Source organism: Lachnospiraceae bacterium JLR.KK002, from assembly GCA_036941025.1.
Lineage (GTDB): Bacteria > Bacillota > Clostridia > Lachnospirales > Lachnospiraceae > Petralouisia.
In genome coordinates, this window is sequence record JAYMNP010000001.1 from 2,131,225 (window position 1) to 2,146,597 (window position 15,373).

Genomic DNA, 15,373 nt, shown 5'->3' on the forward strand with positions numbered 1-15,373 from the left:
AGAACCTCTTATTAGCAGAGATTTCACATCGTTTTATAAGAACTTCCATCTCTGTAAAATAGATATTATAAAATTTTTTAGTATGGGCGGTGAAAAAATGGGTAATGATTTGGAAAATTTTGATTTTCTGGAATTAGGGCAGGCAATCCAAGATGCACGTGAAAAACAGCGGATTACAAGAGAGGAATTAGCCGAGGAGCTTGGAATTTCGGCAAGGCATTTGCAGTCTATTGAAAAAGAGGGGCAGTATCCGAGTTTTCGGCTGTTTATTCAGCTTGTGACAATGTTCCACATATCCGTAGACCAGTACATACACCCAGACAGTCCGATAAAGAAAACAACTTTACGTCGGCGTTTAGATGTGCTTCTTGATACTTTTGATGATGCGGAATTGACTATTATAGCAGGGACGGCGCAGGGGATATGTAAGGCAAAAGAGCAGCCAGAGGATTGACCTCTGGTTTCCTTTTACCTTGTTCAACTAATAGTTTGGACATCCGTAGCCGTATATTGAACCGCTCCCGACTGGATAGCTCCGCTGTTTGCAGGCGTCCCCAGAGTTGCCCTCCACGGTGTAGACCGTCCCATTCTCGCATTTTTCCACGATTCCCACATGGTCGATTGAGCCGTTGCTCCCCCAATCAAAGAAAATGAGGTCGCCTGCCTGCGGCTCATAGTTCTTATCCTGCCATTGCCCTTTGCCCTTGAACCAGTTCACGCCGTCCGAGCAGAGGGAGAATTTCGGGATAATGCCGCTTTCCAGATAGCCGCACTGGTCGGCACACCACGATGCGAAGCAGGCGCACCATTCCACACGCCCGCCAAAGCCGTACCAGCTCCAATAGGGCTGCCCGCCCTCGTTGCCGAGCTGTGTCAAAGCAACCTCCACAATGGCTTGGTTTCCTCCGCTTGTAAACGCCCGCCCGTATGGGTAGTAGCGCAGCACATGGGCGGGGTACTGCGTGTCGCCGTATTTCTCCCAACCGAGCCGCTGTGCCTGCATAGCGGAAAACTCCACCGCATTTGCATAGGAATAGCCGCCGTAGTTGGTCTTTGCCCATGAGATATACCCGTTGCCGAAGTTGTAGCCCTGCAAGGCGAGCTTGATGCGCTCCATGTCAATCGGGTTCTCCACCTCGGCTGAAATGAGAGCCGCCTTTAATCCCTGCACGCCGCACTCGATGGAATATTCGGGGTCTTTGATGCCGTTCGGCTCATGGGGGTATTTCTTGTTGAAGCTCCCCTCCGCCGCCTGCATCGGGTCAAGTCCACGTCCATCGCTTTCCTGCATCATTACCGCCTTGATAAGCTCCACATATTCGGGGATGCCGTACTGCTTTGCATACTTCTGTATCAGCGGCGTGTAGGCTTCGACCTCCGCACTGACAGGGGTATAGGATGTGCTGTCGCTGCCGCCCCCGAACAGGGACACGGCACACCCAAGCAGGACGACGATAAGAATTATCACAATGGCAATCCAGCCGCCTGCGATAAGGGCAGAAATTAACGCCTTAGTCCCTGCGATAATCGCCCTGACCGCCGCAATGGTCGCCTTGACCGTGGCTTTCGTCGCTTCGGCTGTCGCTTTTGCGGTGACTTTTGCCGTCTGCGCCGCTTTCTGGGCGGCTTTGGCAGATGCTTTCGCCGTTTTCTGTGCCGCCTTTGCGGTCTGCTCGGTGGTCTTAATCGCTGTCTTGGATGTCGCCTTTGCGGTTTTCACGCCTTTTTCCGTCGCCTTGACTGTGCCTTTTGCTGTGGTCTTGACGGTTTTTTCCGCATTTCTGGCGGTTGTCTTTATCGTCCGCTTTCCCTGCTGTCTGGTCTTTATCAGCGAGTTTGCCGCCGTCTGGGGCGTTTCGGTCTTGACAGGAGCAGCGGAAACAGCGGGACGGCTTGCAGTCCCTTGTATTTCCTGCAAGCCGTCCTGTCCCATTGTACGCATGGCGTTTTGTTCTGCCTTATTCCGCATTGTTTTCTGCTCTGCGGCTTTCTTCGCCCGCTTTGCCTTAAAATCGGCGATTTTATCCTTTGCCTTACCGATATTCTCCCTTGTAATCTGGGCGTTTTTCTGCCCCTGCTTATTAAACTGGTGGATGCCCTCGTCCTTAATACGTCCCGAAGCATGGGAAACCTTGTCGGCGGCATATTCCGTGGGGGAATTTTCCTCCGCATAATATCCCTGCTCCGCCTTGTCCTTTGTCTTTGCGTAAGCGGATTTCATGCGCCTGCCTGCTATGGCGGCTTTGTCTAAAGTCTTAATCGTTCCTTTGACCGCATCTCTGGTCTTTATATCAGCCATAAAATCCGACCTCCTTTCCCAGAAGATTTGCGGTCATGTCAGTTTACCTTTTTTGCCACGACGACAAGCCTGCCGTTCTGTGCCGAGTATTCGCAGGTGGAGAGGGTAATGAGCCTGTCGCCGTATTGGGCTGTCACGCCCGTATCATACAAGGCAAGCTCCTTGCACTTCCCGACAAAGGCATCAAATTCTTTTTCATTCTCCGCATTGACAAAATCATAGTAGCGGTAGCCCTGTGAGCTGTACGCCACGGTCTTAAACACGGCAATGATTTCATACTGCGCCTGCTCCGTGAGGGTGTCAAACTGAATGGTCTTATGCTTCTCATAAAAGTTCTTGGATTTATAATCTTCCAATGCCCCGAACATCCTGCCGCCTTTGATGTGGTGTCCGTAGATAACCAGATTGTCGCTTGTTAGGATGTCGCAGTCCTCTTGGATATACGGCACGCCTAAGTCGCTGTATTCCTTTTCAAAGCTGTGTTTCAGATAGAAGTTGGGATTGTTCTTGCTCTGCATGACGGGGTAGTTGATGCCTGTTCCGTCAATGGCAATCCACCCGACCATATCCTCATTCTGCAAATACAGTTCCTTGTATTTTGCCAATATATCCTCGCCCTCGCTGACGGGCGTATCCCTATCTTTTGGCGGTTCTTCCTCTGGCTCGGCGTTCTCCACAACCTCGGCAATCTCCGCAAAGGCTTCCGTCTGCTCGTCTATCTGCTGGTAATGGCTGTAAATCTTAAAGCCACAAAAAACCGCTGCTCCTAAAAAGGCGACAGCGGCGGCGGTACAGAGAATACATTTATAATTTTTCAGATTCATAGGCTATTCCTTTCCTTTTTATATTTTAACGTGTATGCTCCGCCTGCTTCTTGGGCGTTGGTAAATCCCTGCAATATTCGGGATACCGTGCCTTGATGCCCTCCATGAAATACGGGGCGAACTCGCAGCAGAACAATTCCTCTGGCGTGAACAGCTTCTCACGCCCCTCCTCGGCGTAACCGTTCCAGAGGTTAAAGGCAAGGTGGCAGACCTTGACCGTGCCGCTTGTCTGCCATCCTGCGTGCATCCCCTCTGGCTTGATGCAGTCCGTCTTAAAATCGAACATGGTGTGGATGTTCTGTCTTGTTTCCCCCGCAATACCCATCACATAAAAAAATGCCCTGTGGTAGCAGTCGTTGACCTTGCACTTCATCATGCTTTCCAGAAAAAAATCACGGTGGGCTGCGTTGCGAAACCTTATCTCCGACATAAAAATCCTTCCTTTCTTTAATTCCGCCCTGCTTTCTGGGCATAAAAGTATGCCCGCAGGGTGATTCTTAACACTCCCCAAATTTCGTCGTCATCAGCTTATACAACTCTGTATTGCGTGGAAATTTATTGACGAACGGCACGAGGGAGCTGCCGACTTTCAAAAGCCCCTGCCCCGCACCAACATTCGTGATATAGCTCATCTGTAAATCGGAGATGTTAAGGAGCTTCGCAAGCTCGATACGGTCTGTGGATGCTTGGTTCAGCATAATGATGAACTCGCTGTTGGCAAGCATCGTCCTCGCCGTATGGCTCTGCAAGAGGTCATCGACATTTTGTGTGATTCCAGTACAGTACGCCCCGTACTTACGCACACGCTTCCAGAGGGTAAAAAGGAAGTTGGCACTGTATTCGTGCTGGAACAGCAGATAAATCTCGTCAATGAAAATAAAGGTGTTCCTGCCTTTCGCCCTGTTCTGGGTGATGCGGTTTAAGATGCTGTCGAGGACGACAAGCATACCGATAGGCTGTAACTGCTTGCCCAAATCCAGAATATCGTAGCAGATAAGACGGCTGTGGGTGTCCACGTTCGTATGCTTGGCAAAGGTGTTGAGAGAGCCGTCCGTGAAAAGCTCAATCGCAAGGGCGATTTCCTGCGCTTCTGGCTCGTCCTGCTTTAACAGCTCCTCACGGAAGTCCTGCAAGGTCGGCGGCGTACCAATATAGTTGCCCTGCTGGTAGTAGCGGTAGACGCTCGCCGTACAGCGGTCAATGATGGATTTCTGCTTTGCCCCCAGACTTGCCCCGCCGATAAGTTGCTCGCACAAAGACAAAATAAACTCTGATTTCAAGATGACGGGGTTCGCTCCGTCGCCGTAATCAGAGTTCATGTCCATTGCGTTGATGTGGTTGTCGCTCGTCGCTGAGATGTGGATAACCTCGCCCTGCATGGCTTTCACAAGAGGGGTGTACTCTCGTTCGGGGTCTATGACCAAGACATCGGCGTTAGGGTCGGTCAGAATAATGTTTGTCATTTCCTCCTTTGCCGTAAAGGATTTTCCCGCACCCGACACGCCGAGGATAAAGGAATTGCCGTTCAAAAGATGGCGGCGGTTGGCGATTATCATGTTCTTTGAAATGACGTTCTGCCCGTAATACACGCCGTCCTTATGGTAGATTTCCTGCACACGGAAAGGGATAAACACCGCAAGGCTTTCCGTCGTCAGCGTCCTCAACGCATCAATCTTCCTCACGCCGAACGGCAGGGCTGTGTTCAGCCCGTCCATCTGCTGGTACTTCAGCACGGCAAACTGGCAGAGATGCTTCCTTGCCGTCGTGAGCAGGGCTTCCGTGTCGTTGTCAAGCTGCTCTTTGGTTTCTGCGGTATGCACCATCGTAAGCACCGCAAACATCATCCTCTGGTCACGGGTCGTCAAATCATCAAGGAACTCCTTGCTTTCCTTTCTCTGCTGCTCCAAGTCGTAGGGGATGACGGCGGAAAAATTGTTGTTCTGGTTCTGCTTCCTCTGCCAGTTCGTGATGTTGGTTTCCACGCCAAGCAGACGGTTTTCTACTTCTCTCACGGCTTCATCCGTCGGGACAGGCACAACGTCCACGGAGAGCATCATGTTACGGTTTAATTCACAAAGCTCCGCCACCATGCTGTCCTTGATATAGGCTGCGTACTCTCTGAGGAATATCACACGCCCGTACCGATTCCCCATCTTAAAATAATCTTTCTCAAACTCAAAGGAGTCGGGGCAGATATAGTCCTTGAAGTCGTGTCCTTTCCGCATGGTCTGCACCATGTCAAAGGAGAACGCCGTTTCCTCGCCCGTGCGGTAAAAATCATGGAAGATACGCAGCTTGTCGTTAGCGTCCAGTTCCGTACACTTCGAGCCTAAACGGTTAAAATGCCCGATAAGGTCAGCACCGACACGGGCAAAATAATTCCTCGCTTCCTCAATGTTCTTCTTGCAGACGGAAACCGTCACATATTTATCCTGCACGGTGGAGTTTGCCCCCGTTGCTTTATCGAGCAGCATCTTGTTATACTCTTTGCGGTATTTATCCAAATCGTCCTCCACCATCGGGATTAAGATGGTCTGCTCAAAGTCCGCTTTATTGAGCCTGCGATTGTTTATCGTGATTTTCGTGGTCGCCCCGCTATCGAGGGCGTTAAGAAGCTCCGAGTATTCGAGGAACATCGCTTCCTTGTCCTCACGGCTCGCCACGGCGTAGTTGATGTCCTCAAACTTAAATGTCTTTGCGTATTTGTTCCTGCCCACAAGGAAAATGCCGTCCTCCCACATGGTCTTTAACGGGATGACCGCCTGCACCGACTTCGGCACAATGAATTTCTCCCTGTCCTGCTTAAACAGCGTTTTCAGCGTCTTAATCATGGTCTACCTCCTTACGCTTTCTTGATTTCTTAGGCTGCTTTCGCCTGTCTGTCTTTGTTCTTTTTTTCCTGCGTTTCCTCTTTCTCCTTTTCTTATCCTGCACGACGGGCAAGCCTCTCTCATGTGCGTCCAGTGCCTGCTTCATCGCTTCATAATATAAATTCTCTGGGACAAATAAAATCTTCTTCGGCATCAGAAACTGCGACTTTACCCATGCCCAAACAAACTGCTCGGCGGTCATGCCGTTGTACCTTACAAATCCCATGACCGCAAAAGGGGAAGCCCCCAAGATGCACATCCAGCTTACTGTTTCCGTCCCAAACCTGCCACGGAGCAGGAAGAACAAGCCGACCGCCACGCCGCAGGCAAGCACAGAAAACAGGAACTGCCGCATTGACAGCCCGAAGAACATGGATTCCGTGTAGTTGCGGATTTCCTTATTTATCTTGACTTCCATATCAGCACCGCCCCTCTCGGACGTCTCCCGTCGAAATAAAGAGGATGCTGCGTTTCGGGATATATGCAAACCCAGAAATGGCATCCCCGATTTCAAATATCTCGTTATCGTCCGCTTTTCCAAATTTTCCGACCAGCCCTTTTTCAGCAGGCAGGTCATAGGCTTCGGAAGCCTCAATGACTTCTCCATTTAACAGATGGATATTATAATTCTGGTAATATTTCGTTTCTTTTTTCATTTCGATTTTCCTTTCCTGTTGGATAATTACAAGCCCATCATTTCCCTTACCACACGGTCTGCCATCTTGACCGCACCGACAAGGACGAGCATATTGAAAACCAGTTCCCCGATATAGCCCCACACCATCGTGACCGCCGCCGCATCGGGGTTGACTGCGGGCGGCGACGCCGCAAACACCGAGAAGATGATGCAGGCAAGCACGATAATCGCACCCTCTAAGCAAACGGCGGAGTAGCTCTTGATGAAGCTCTTGCCCACGCTCTGGCTCGGCTCTCCCGCAAACGAGGACAGCGGCACGGGGGCTATGGCGGTATATAAATATAGCTTGAAAAATCTCCCATACACCGACATTATCATAATGAACGACAATACCGTGATGAACAGCCCGCCTATCAGCGTGACCGCCCATAAGGGGATGCTCTCGAAAAAGCCGCAGTCCTCCACGGCTGTCACAATCTCTGTCGGCAGCACGGTCTTTTGCGCCGAGCCGAAGCCTGCGGCTTTCATAATGGCGGAAATCACGCCCTGCACGATTTTAAACAGAGCCATCATCAGCTCCAAGCCGTAAGTGACCGCACCTTTCGCAAGGACGAAGCGGATGAACAGCTTCAAGGCGTGTTCGGGCTTTTTGACCTGTGCGAAGTCGCCGCAGGTACGCATCACGCCCACCACAAAGAACAGCACGAGCAGGGCAAGCCCGATAGCCTGCAACGCCCCGTGGATGTCAACGATGACTTTCCATATCGTACCGCCCTTAAAGGTTTCTGGGGATTGGGTGATGAGCTGCCATATCTCGGCTAACTTTTCATTCCATGTGTCAAGGGCGTTCTCCAAGTTCTGGACTACCCAGTTGTCTGACATTCGACCACCTCCGTTCTTAAAATTTGATAGCGGGGCAAGTCCGCAGAGCGGATCTGCCCCGTTATCTTGTCTTGTGTCAGTCTGTTATTTCAGTCTGTTTTGGATTAGCCCGTGATGAGGGTTAAAATCTCTTTCGCAAAGGTAATCACTACGCCGCCCGCCAGTGTGAGGAAGCCGTTCGCCCTCTGGGACGGGTCGTGGGATTTCAGCGACAAGCCGACCTGCACGATGCCGAAGCCGAGCATAATCATCCCGACCGCCCGTATCAGACCGAAGATGAAATTGGAGAGGTTGTTGACGACGGCAATCGGGTCGTTGGCGGCAAAGACGGTCATAGATGTGCCAAATACCATCATAACGGCAAGCACTGCCACGCAGTAATGGCGGAAGCCCCTTTTTACCTTGCCTGTCATCGGCAGTTTCTGGGTTGCTTTCTTCTCGTTTTTCTGAAAAAGTTTCATAGGGTAAATCCTCCTTATAAATTGAATATTTCTTCCAAGTCCTCATCGGACAGAAGCTCATAGGAAGTGCTGACAGGGTTAAGCGCAACAGCGTCTTTTGGAATATCCCCGCCAAACACAAATGTTGCGACCGCCTGCGTCGGCTCGCCGTGGATATACGGCGGCTTCCCACCGTCGGCGGTCAGTTTCACGTTCGGGTGTTTCAAGATGTCGTACTTCAAATCCATGACGGGACGTTCCCCACGCACAAAAAGAAGTGCGTAGCGGTTGTCCAGCATACGCACCTCGTCTGGGGTTAAAAGCTCACGCCCCGAAATCTGGTAGTTGGTGGAATAGTTGCCGCTCCGCCCAGAGCTTTTCCCATAGGTGTTCGTGTCTATCGTGGCTTTTCCAAGAAGCTCACTTACAAACTTATGGGTACTCTGCTCGTTGCCGCCGAGATAGAGGAACTCGTCGGCGTTCCCGACGATGCTTTCCCATTGTTTCTCGAATAATGCTTTGAGCTGTGCCAGATTTTGCAGGATAATCGAAACGGACACGCCCCTTGACCGCATGACGCTCAAAATCTTGTCAAAGTCATCGGGCAAACTGACGTTCGCAAATTCATCCATAATGAACTGGCAGTGGACGGGCAGGCTCCCGCCGTACTTGTGGTCGGCGAGGTAGAATAACTGTTGGAATAGCTGCGTGTATAACAGCGACACAAGGAAATTGAAACTGGTGTCGTTGTCTGGTATCAATGCGAACAGTGCAACTTTCTTCTCGCCCAAAGACGGCAAATCCAATTCGTCCGTGGCGGTCAAAGATGCAAGGCTTTCCAGATTGAACTTCTCAAGCCGTGCGGCGAGGGTTATCTGGATGCTCTTTAGCGTCTTGGCACTTCCGCTGTGGTAATCACGGTAATATTTCAAAGCGATATGCTCTGGGTTTACCATCTCAAGACGGTCAAACAGTTCGTCAAGCGGGCTTACATAGCTGTCGTCGTCCTCCCTTACCTCGCCCGCCCTTAATAGCTCCATCACCATCGGGAAATTCTGCTCGTCTGGCGGGGCTTCGTATTTCAGATAGAACACGAGGGACAGAAGCAGCATACTCGCCGCTGTGTCCCAGAACGGGTCTTGCGACTGGCTTCCTTTCGGCGTGGTCGCCTTAAAGAGATTCGTCACAAGCCGCTGCACGTCGTTGTCATTTCTTAAATAGACAAAGGGATTGTAGCAATGGCTCTTGTGCATATTGATTAAATCAAGCACACGCACCTCATAGCCTTTCTTTTCCAGAAGCCCGCCCGTGTCACGGACAATCTCGCCTTTCGGGTCTAAGATTACCATTGACGTGTTGCACTGCATGACATTGGGCTTACAAAAAAATCTGGTCTTTCCTGCGCCAGAACCGCCCACCACAAGGATATTTAAGTTCCTCCTGTGTTTCTTCCCGTCAAGTCCGATGCGGACGCTCTGGGTCAGCAGCTTGTTCTCCGATGCGTTTTTATCTCGGTATTTTTTATTAAGCGTACTTGCATTGCCCCATTTGGCAGAGCCGTGTTCCTCCCCCTTGCGGTAGTTCCTGCGTGTGGAGAAATAAACGCCGATTCCCATGCCGTAGGCAAGCAGGAAAATAAGGACAATTCTGGGAGTGTCCTCACATACCGTTATGGAAAACGGGTTCTCCATTGCCACGGACAGGTTGCCGATTATCTCCACGATGCCGCCGCTGACATAAGGGGCAGTCAGCAGGGCAAGCCACACGACAGGCACGATTCCGCAGAGGGAGAGGATTAAGCCCGCCTTATAATCATCACCGTTCTTCATGGCACTTGCACGGGGCGACCTTTACTTTCTTGGTCGGGGCGTATGCCACCCTGCTTATCAGCTCGTCAACAGGCTCGGTGGGGCGTCCCTCCTGTATCTGCTGCGTCCGCAGGGTGTTGAGGGCATTGAGGACGATGTTCTTATCGTATTTGTCCAATGCCAGATGGTATCGTTCTTCTTTCATGGGCTGCACCTCCGATTAGCGTTCCTGCTCCTTATGCTTGGGCGGCTTGTTCTTCTCAAGGCTCCTATACATATCCGACTGGATTTCGCCCAGAACGTCACGCATTGAGCCAAGCTGCCCCTTAAATCCCTGCGTTTCCATGCCCGCAAACTCTTTCGGGAGATTGTCGAAGCGGAAGCCTTTGGTGTCCACGCCGTAGCGGGAGCTTACCATATAGGCGACGCAGAACGACTTGAACTCTGAAGCGTCACGGCTCTCCTTGTGTTTGCAGTCAAAGACCGCCGCCGACACTTCCTTTGCCATGCTGACAAAGAGCTGCTCCTCGGAAAGCCCCGTCTTGATGAAGATGGTCTGCTGTGCGCTGTCGAAAAAAGCAGGCAGCTCAAGGTCGTCCATTGGCACAAAGGAAACGGGGCTTGCGTCAATCATCGCCGACACAAGCTCCCGCATGGTTTTGGCTTCCTGCGGCTGCTGCCTGTCCTTTGCCGAGGTCTGGGAAATGTCATAGACTATCTTGGCGTTGTAGCCGACCGCCTTTGAGCCGTCCTCCCGCTCATATTCTTTCCCCGGCTCAAGGATGGTGACTTTCTGTGCGTCCTTGTCCACATAGGCACGGCTCTGTTTCCAACTGCCGTAATCTTTTAACTGTGTTGCTTCGGGCATCTGCGCCGAAACCAAGATGGCGTTGTTGATTTTGTCAAGATTAGTTGACACATTTTCCTCAGGGATTTTGTATCCTATGCTGCTTCTTTCAGGGAATCATAGTATCGCTGCCGTTTTATCATGGGAGGAAGGCCTCCATTAGAGGAACAGATCCTCCGGTTATTCCAATAGCTGATGAAATATCTCCAGATCAGGGTTTTCAGTTCATCCGTGCTCATCTTCTCTGTATCGTAACGGTCATAGAGTAGTTCAGATTTCATTCTGGCCCACATGCTCTCGCAGCGGGCGTTATCATGGCATCTGCCGCCTGCACTGTTCATGCTCTGCCGTATGCCATACTTCCGGATTACATCCCGGTAAAGCTGGCTCGTGTACTGGCTTCCCCTGTCACTGTGGATAATTGCCCCATGGATGTCCGGATATGTCTTCGCCGCGTTTTCCAGTGTCCGCGCACATAATGGAGCTTTCATATTAGTATCCATCGCCAGTCCAACCACGCTGGAATCGAAGCAGTCAAAAACAGCCGAAACATACAGCTTTCCATCGCTGGCTTTGATCTCTGTTATGTCTGTTACACACTTGACCAGCGGCTTCTCTGACTTAAAATCACGTTTTAACAGATCTTCTGATTTCCGGGCTTGCCGATCCGCTTTCGTGATTCCGTTTGGTTTGCGCCTGGGATGGTGGCTGATGCCGATATCCTCCATGACACGGTAAACAGTACGTTCGCTGGGAATATCCACATTTTCAGGCTGTTTTAACATTAATGCCTGATACATACGGATCCGGCCGTAGGTGTCATTACAATCATCTTCCTCAAGGATTTCCATCATGGCGTCTGCCAGGGGCTGATACTTCCATGGGCGGTCTTTATTTGCAAGGTACTGGTAGAATCCCTGCCTGCTGACATGAAGGGTTCTACAGTAAAAGAAGATATCCCCTTTTAATTTGCCGTCTTTGGTTTTAAGAGCAATGAACTTCATTCTTTCGTTTTTGCTGACCTCAGACGGCTCGCGGCGAAAAAAGCGCTGGCTTCCTCCAGAAAGTCATTTTCCTTCTTCAAACGGCGGATTTCTTTTTCCTGTTCCTTAACCAGCTGGCGGAGCTGAAGAAGTTCCTGGTTAAGGGTCATGGCGCTTTGCGGAGTTTGTGAACCTGCCCCAAGGTCGAGGCTGCCAGGGCGGTTGGCCCGTACCCAGCCATACATGGTATTCTTTGGAACCCCCAGTTCTTTAGCGGCCTTTGCTTGTCCGATTTCCTTTGCCAGTTTCACTGCCTGTACTTTGTATTCATGGTCGTATTGCCTGTTTTCTGCCATTTTTGTTCACTCCTTATCCTCTTGATTATATCTCAAATCCTTGAGAATGGGCTGTCAACTTTTTTTATACCACATCATTGTTGACGGAGTAGCGGTCAAAATGCCCCTGCACGTCAAGGTACTGCTGAAACGCACCTCCGTCCGCCATCATTTTTTCGCAGGTCGTGTCTATCAGCTCATAGGCTGCTTTCCGCTGCTCCTGTTTCTGCGCCGCCCATTCCTCTTTGTTAAAAGGTCTGCCTCCGCCGCTGAATACGTCATAAATGCTCATGCTTATCTTGCTCCTTTCGATTTTGGTTTCCGTTTCCGCTTCTGGGGCTGCTTATGCTCCGTCTTTCCTGCGGTCGGCTTTTTCGCCCTGTCGGGAGATTTCTCTTTGTCAAGATTCGGGGAAGCGTCCACTTCCTGCTCCTTGCTGCTCTCCTTGATTTTCCGCAGTTCCTCCCTGACTGACGGCTTCTCCGCCTTAGCCATAGTAGCCCCCTCTGCGGGCTTCCTTTGCTGCTTTGAGGTAGGCTCGGACAGAGGGGATTTTTCTGTCTTTGCCACCGAGGGGTTTGGGGCGTTTTCCTCCTTCTGCATGGGCTTTCCCATAAGGGCGTCCATGAGCCTGTCTTTCTCCGCCTTTTCCTCCACGCCGACGTCTGGCTCTGGCTGACCGTCCTTTGCCCCTGCGTCTTTTGCATCTGCGGTCTTGGCATCTTTCGCCTTCCCCTTTTCCCCTTTCGATTTCTCCGCTTCGGTCACGATGGAAGCGGTATCTACGGAAGCAAGATTGAACCGCTCCACGATGCGGCTGATTTTCGATGCGTCCTCCGCACGGGCAATCACGTCCACCTCCGCATTGGGGTCTTTGTTCTTGCGGTCTGCAAGGACGCAGTAGAGTACGCCGTACTTCTTCGCTTCCTGCGTGAACTTCTTCAAGTCGCCGCTCTTTACGGTAAAGACTTTTAATTCTTTCCCAGAGCGGAGCATGTTTGTGAGCCTTGCCTTTCCTTTGGTTTTCTGTTCCTCTTTTAAAATGGAGTAGAGCAGGATGGCGATGTTTTTCGCACCTGCCCCCGTGATTCTGGCTGCGACCTCAAATCCCTCCAAGCTCATCCTTACGATTTGCTCCGCCGCTTCGCCGCCTGTGTTCATGCTTCATCAGCTCCTTTCCTTTCTGTTCTTTTTCATCTGCCCGTATGGTCTGCAACTTCTCCTTGATAGTGTTGCTTCGGGCAAGCACACCGTCGCATAATCTGACCTCCCTCCGCAGTGTTTTCATCCTCTCCGTGATTTCCGAGAGCCGAGCCTTGACCGCTTCTTTTTCTTCCCCGACAGATTTTCGGGATTGGGAGTAAAGCCCCTTGCGCTGTTCGGTCAGCTCCTGCATCTCGGATTCCAGAGAGCTTTTATAAGACAAAAGCTGCCCCGCCGTGTCGATATGGTTGCGGCAGAGCAGCCTTGTTTCGTTTGTGATGGCATCCATCTTCAGCAAGTCGTCTTTCAGAAGATAGTGAAGCCGTGCGTAATTCTGTTGTTTCTTCTTTGGCAGGATGCCGAGCTTGTAGCAGTAGTGGAGATACAGCCCACGCAAGCCGCCGATTTTCTTGGCATCCTTTAATGCGCCTTTTACCTTTATCACTCTGACCTGCGGCTGTTCTTTGGAAAAGTTCTGGAACTTCACTGCATAGGAATTTTCCTTGATGCGTTCCGTTATCCTCTCGTTGGTGTAATCTTCGCCGAGCTTATAGAGACGCTTCGGTCTTTGCCACCCTTTGCCGATTATCGTCCAGTATTTTCGGTTGGGGTCAAAATTGATGCGGTATCCCATTTCCGACAACTGACGGTCAAAGTCTTTCAGCGTAAATGACTTGCTGATGGCTTCATCCACCGCCTGCCGTGCCACGGCATCCCTCGTAGGCAGACCGTTCTTCTCGGCTTGGCAGAGGACATAGGGCTTCTTCCTGCCGCTTGGGTGTTCGATGACCGATAGGGAATACTCACGGCACAATTCATCCGAACGCTGGCGGAGCAGCCGCAGGTTCTTCTTGTTGTCATGGTAATGCCTGCCGTCAATATAAGAAACAGAGTTTACGACAAAGTGGTTGTGCAGGCATTCTGTGTTCAGATGCGTCGCCACGATTACTTGAAACCTTTCTCCCCACATCTTCTCCGCCAGCTTCACGCCGACCTCATGTGCCTGCTCTGGCGTGACCTCGCCCGCTTTAAAACTCTGGAAACCGTGATAACAGACTATTTCGCTCTGGTCGTTCCACCCCGCTTTCGCAATCATCATCTCGTCCCTTGCGGTGGCGGGGTCGCAGTTTACGCCCGTGACGAAAAACTGCCGCTCGGTCTTGTCGCCGTTGGTGGCGTACTTCATCACGTCGCCCATCGCCTGCAAGTCTGCATCCGTGTATTTTGGGTTGGCGGTCTTTTCTGGGTTCTCCGCATAGTCGATGGGGTGGTCGAGCCTGCCTTTTACATCCCATATCTCGCAGACCGCCATCAGCCAGACATCTTCCTCGGCACAAGATAGCATCTGCCCACGTCCAGACGGAAGTCCCGCCAACGCTTCGCTTCGTCATAGAGCATCGGCGTGTCTACAAAGTTTAGGGCGTTCGCCTTTGCCGCAAGCTGGTTGATGCGGTTGCCGATGGCGGACAATTCCCGCATGATTTTATAAAACTCTGGGTCTGGCTTCTCGCACAGGCGGTAGCCCATGACCATCGACTGGAGCAGGGCTTGTCTGGAGTGTCCCGACCTCTCCGCAAGGGAGCAGAGGTATTCAGCTTCTTCCTCGGTCAGTCGGAACAGTATCTGCACGTTTCGTTTCCGCATCCAAATCCCCCTTTCCCTCGGAAAGCCTGTTAATCTGCAGCACGCACATACACGCCACGCCGCACATCCCTCCGAGCGTCGTGCCGAGGATAAAATATATAAATTCACTCATTCTTGGATTCCTTTCTGTGACCGCCGTGCCGCACACGGCATGGCGGTATACTTTGGCATTGTTCTTTTTACGGGGTATTAGGGGAGCTTTCCCCTAACAAGCGAATTTTGTTTCCATCGGCAGATGGATAACCAAATTCAGTGCTTGGTAAGACGTGTTCTTATTCCCCGCCCTCATACATACATTCTCCACACATCGGGCAGAAGTACGGGCAGTCTGAACAATCCACATCCTCTAAGCCACCGCCCTCTCTTTCCATTTCTTCACATCCGTCCTCATTTTCGTCCTTAATGTCCGCTTCCCCGCAGACAAAATCCTCATTGGAAAATGCGATAAGGTCGGTGTCAAACAGGATAATCTTTAACTTTTCCGCCGCCTGTTCGGGGCTGTCTGCATAGATGGAAACGGTCTTTTCAAAGTGACCTGTGAGCGTAATATCATACTGTTTCAATGGCAACTTCCTCTCTTTCTTTTTCGATTTTTCTTTGC

The 15,373-nt window shown here is 51.1% G+C and carries 19 protein-coding genes and 1 pseudogene; 1 reads left to right on the forward strand and 19 read right to left on the reverse strand.

Going from position 1 to position 15,373, the window contains the following annotated elements; translation table 11 throughout:
- The first annotated feature begins 97 nt into the window (after positions 1 to 97).
- The gene (locus VSQ32_10270; GenBank protein MEH2943233.1) at positions 98 to 454 is read left to right on the forward strand and encodes a helix-turn-helix transcriptional regulator; all 357 of its coding nucleotides are present in this window, start codon (positions 98 to 100) and stop codon (positions 452 to 454) included.
- Positions 455 to 481: 27 nt separating this feature from the next.
- Here the strand turns inward: VSQ32_10270 and VSQ32_10275 are convergent, their stop codons facing one another.
- The 19 genes and pseudogenes from VSQ32_10275 to VSQ32_10365 all read right to left on the reverse strand — a co-directional run bounded on the left by VSQ32_10275 (position 482) and on the right by VSQ32_10365 (position 15,335).
- Entirely contained in the window at positions 482 to 2,299 is a 1,818-nt protein-coding gene (locus VSQ32_10275) for a lysozyme family protein (GenBank protein MEH2943234.1), read from the reverse strand.
- Between the two features lie 38 nt (positions 2,300 to 2,337).
- On the reverse strand, positions 2,338 to 3,117 hold the full coding sequence (gene srtB, locus VSQ32_10280; protein ID MEH2943235.1) for a class B sortase: 780 nt from the start codon (positions 3,115 to 3,117) through the stop codon (positions 2,338 to 2,340).
- A 31-nt stretch (positions 3,118 to 3,148) separates the two neighbouring features.
- The gene (locus tag VSQ32_10285; protein MEH2943236.1) at positions 3,149 to 3,553 is read right to left on the reverse strand and encodes a DUF6075 family protein; all 405 of its coding nucleotides are present in this window, start codon (positions 3,551 to 3,553) and stop codon (positions 3,149 to 3,151) included.
- A gap of 67 nt (positions 3,554 to 3,620) precedes the next feature.
- Positions 3,621 to 5,954 carry a DUF87 domain-containing protein gene (locus VSQ32_10290; GenBank protein ID MEH2943237.1) on the reverse strand — a complete coding sequence of 778 codons (2,334 nt, stop codon included), beginning with the start codon at positions 5,952 to 5,954 and terminating at the stop codon, positions 3,621 to 3,623.
- Positions 5,947 to 6,411, reverse strand: coding sequence for a PrgI family protein (locus VSQ32_10295; GenBank protein MEH2943238.1), 465 nt, complete (start codon positions 6,409 to 6,411; stop codon positions 5,947 to 5,949). Before VSQ32_10295 ends, VSQ32_10290 begins: the two co-directional genes overlap by 8 nt.
- A gap of 1 nt (position 6,412) precedes the next feature.
- The gene (locus tag VSQ32_10300) at positions 6,413 to 6,649 is read right to left on the reverse strand and encodes a hypothetical protein (protein ID MEH2943239.1); all 237 of its coding nucleotides are present in this window, start codon (positions 6,647 to 6,649) and stop codon (positions 6,413 to 6,415) included.
- Positions 6,650 to 6,675: 26 nt separating this feature from the next.
- Complete coding sequence (locus VSQ32_10305; protein ID MEH2943240.1) at positions 6,676 to 7,512, reverse strand: hypothetical protein; 837 nt, start codon at positions 7,510 to 7,512, stop codon at positions 6,676 to 6,678.
- Positions 7,513 to 7,616: 104 nt separating this feature from the next.
- Positions 7,617 to 7,973 carry a glutamyl-tRNA amidotransferase gene (locus tag VSQ32_10310; protein MEH2943241.1) on the reverse strand — a complete coding sequence of 119 codons (357 nt, stop codon included), beginning with the start codon at positions 7,971 to 7,973 and terminating at the stop codon, positions 7,617 to 7,619.
- A gap of 14 nt (positions 7,974 to 7,987) precedes the next feature.
- On the reverse strand, positions 7,988 to 9,781 hold the full coding sequence (locus VSQ32_10315) for a type IV secretory system conjugative DNA transfer family protein (protein ID MEH2943242.1): 1,794 nt from the start codon (positions 9,779 to 9,781) through the stop codon (positions 7,988 to 7,990).
- On the reverse strand, positions 9,768 to 9,965 hold the full coding sequence (locus VSQ32_10320; protein ID MEH2943243.1) for a hypothetical protein: 198 nt from the start codon (positions 9,963 to 9,965) through the stop codon (positions 9,768 to 9,770). The genes VSQ32_10315 and VSQ32_10320 overlap by 14 nt, the downstream gene beginning before the upstream one ends.
- Before the next feature lie 15 nt (positions 9,966 to 9,980).
- Positions 9,981 to 10,628: a hypothetical protein gene (locus VSQ32_10325; GenBank protein ID MEH2943244.1), complete on the reverse strand. Its 648-nt coding sequence runs from the start codon at positions 10,626 to 10,628 to the stop codon at positions 9,981 to 9,983.
- 74 nt (positions 10,629 to 10,702) lie between these two features.
- Positions 10,703 to 11,611 carry an IS3 family transposase gene (locus tag VSQ32_10330; GenBank protein ID MEH2943245.1) on the reverse strand — a complete coding sequence of 303 codons (909 nt, stop codon included), beginning with the start codon at positions 11,609 to 11,611 and terminating at the stop codon, positions 10,703 to 10,705.
- Positions 11,608 to 11,946, reverse strand: a complete 339-nt coding sequence (locus VSQ32_10335; GenBank protein MEH2943246.1) for a transposase — start codon at positions 11,944 to 11,946, stop codon at positions 11,608 to 11,610. The genes VSQ32_10330 and VSQ32_10335 overlap by 4 nt, the downstream gene beginning before the upstream one ends.
- A 67-nt stretch (positions 11,947 to 12,013) precedes the next feature.
- Positions 12,014 to 12,217, reverse strand: a pseudogene (locus VSQ32_10340) (hypothetical protein).
- 2 nt (positions 12,218 to 12,219) lie between these two features.
- A complete protein-coding gene (locus tag VSQ32_10345; GenBank protein MEH2943247.1) occupies positions 12,220 to 13,086 on the reverse strand; it encodes a DUF3801 domain-containing protein in 867 nt (288 codons plus the stop codon).
- Positions 13,028 to 14,440: a relaxase/mobilization nuclease domain-containing protein gene (locus VSQ32_10350; GenBank protein ID MEH2943248.1), complete on the reverse strand. Its 1,413-nt coding sequence runs from the start codon at positions 14,438 to 14,440 to the stop codon at positions 13,028 to 13,030. Before VSQ32_10350 ends, VSQ32_10345 begins: the two co-directional genes overlap by 59 nt.
- Entirely contained in the window at positions 14,440 to 14,772 is a 333-nt protein-coding gene (locus tag VSQ32_10355) for a plasmid mobilization relaxosome protein MobC (protein ID MEH2943249.1), read from the reverse strand. The genes VSQ32_10350 and VSQ32_10355 overlap by 1 nt, the downstream gene beginning before the upstream one ends.
- A complete protein-coding gene (locus tag VSQ32_10360) occupies positions 14,720 to 14,884 on the reverse strand; it encodes a DUF3789 domain-containing protein (GenBank protein ID MEH2943250.1) in 165 nt (54 codons plus the stop codon). Before VSQ32_10360 ends, VSQ32_10355 begins: the two co-directional genes overlap by 53 nt.
- Before the next feature lie 160 nt (positions 14,885 to 15,044).
- Entirely contained in the window at positions 15,045 to 15,335 is a 291-nt protein-coding gene (locus VSQ32_10365; protein ID MEH2943251.1) for a hypothetical protein, read from the reverse strand.
- Positions 15,336 to 15,373: the final 38 nt, after the last annotated feature.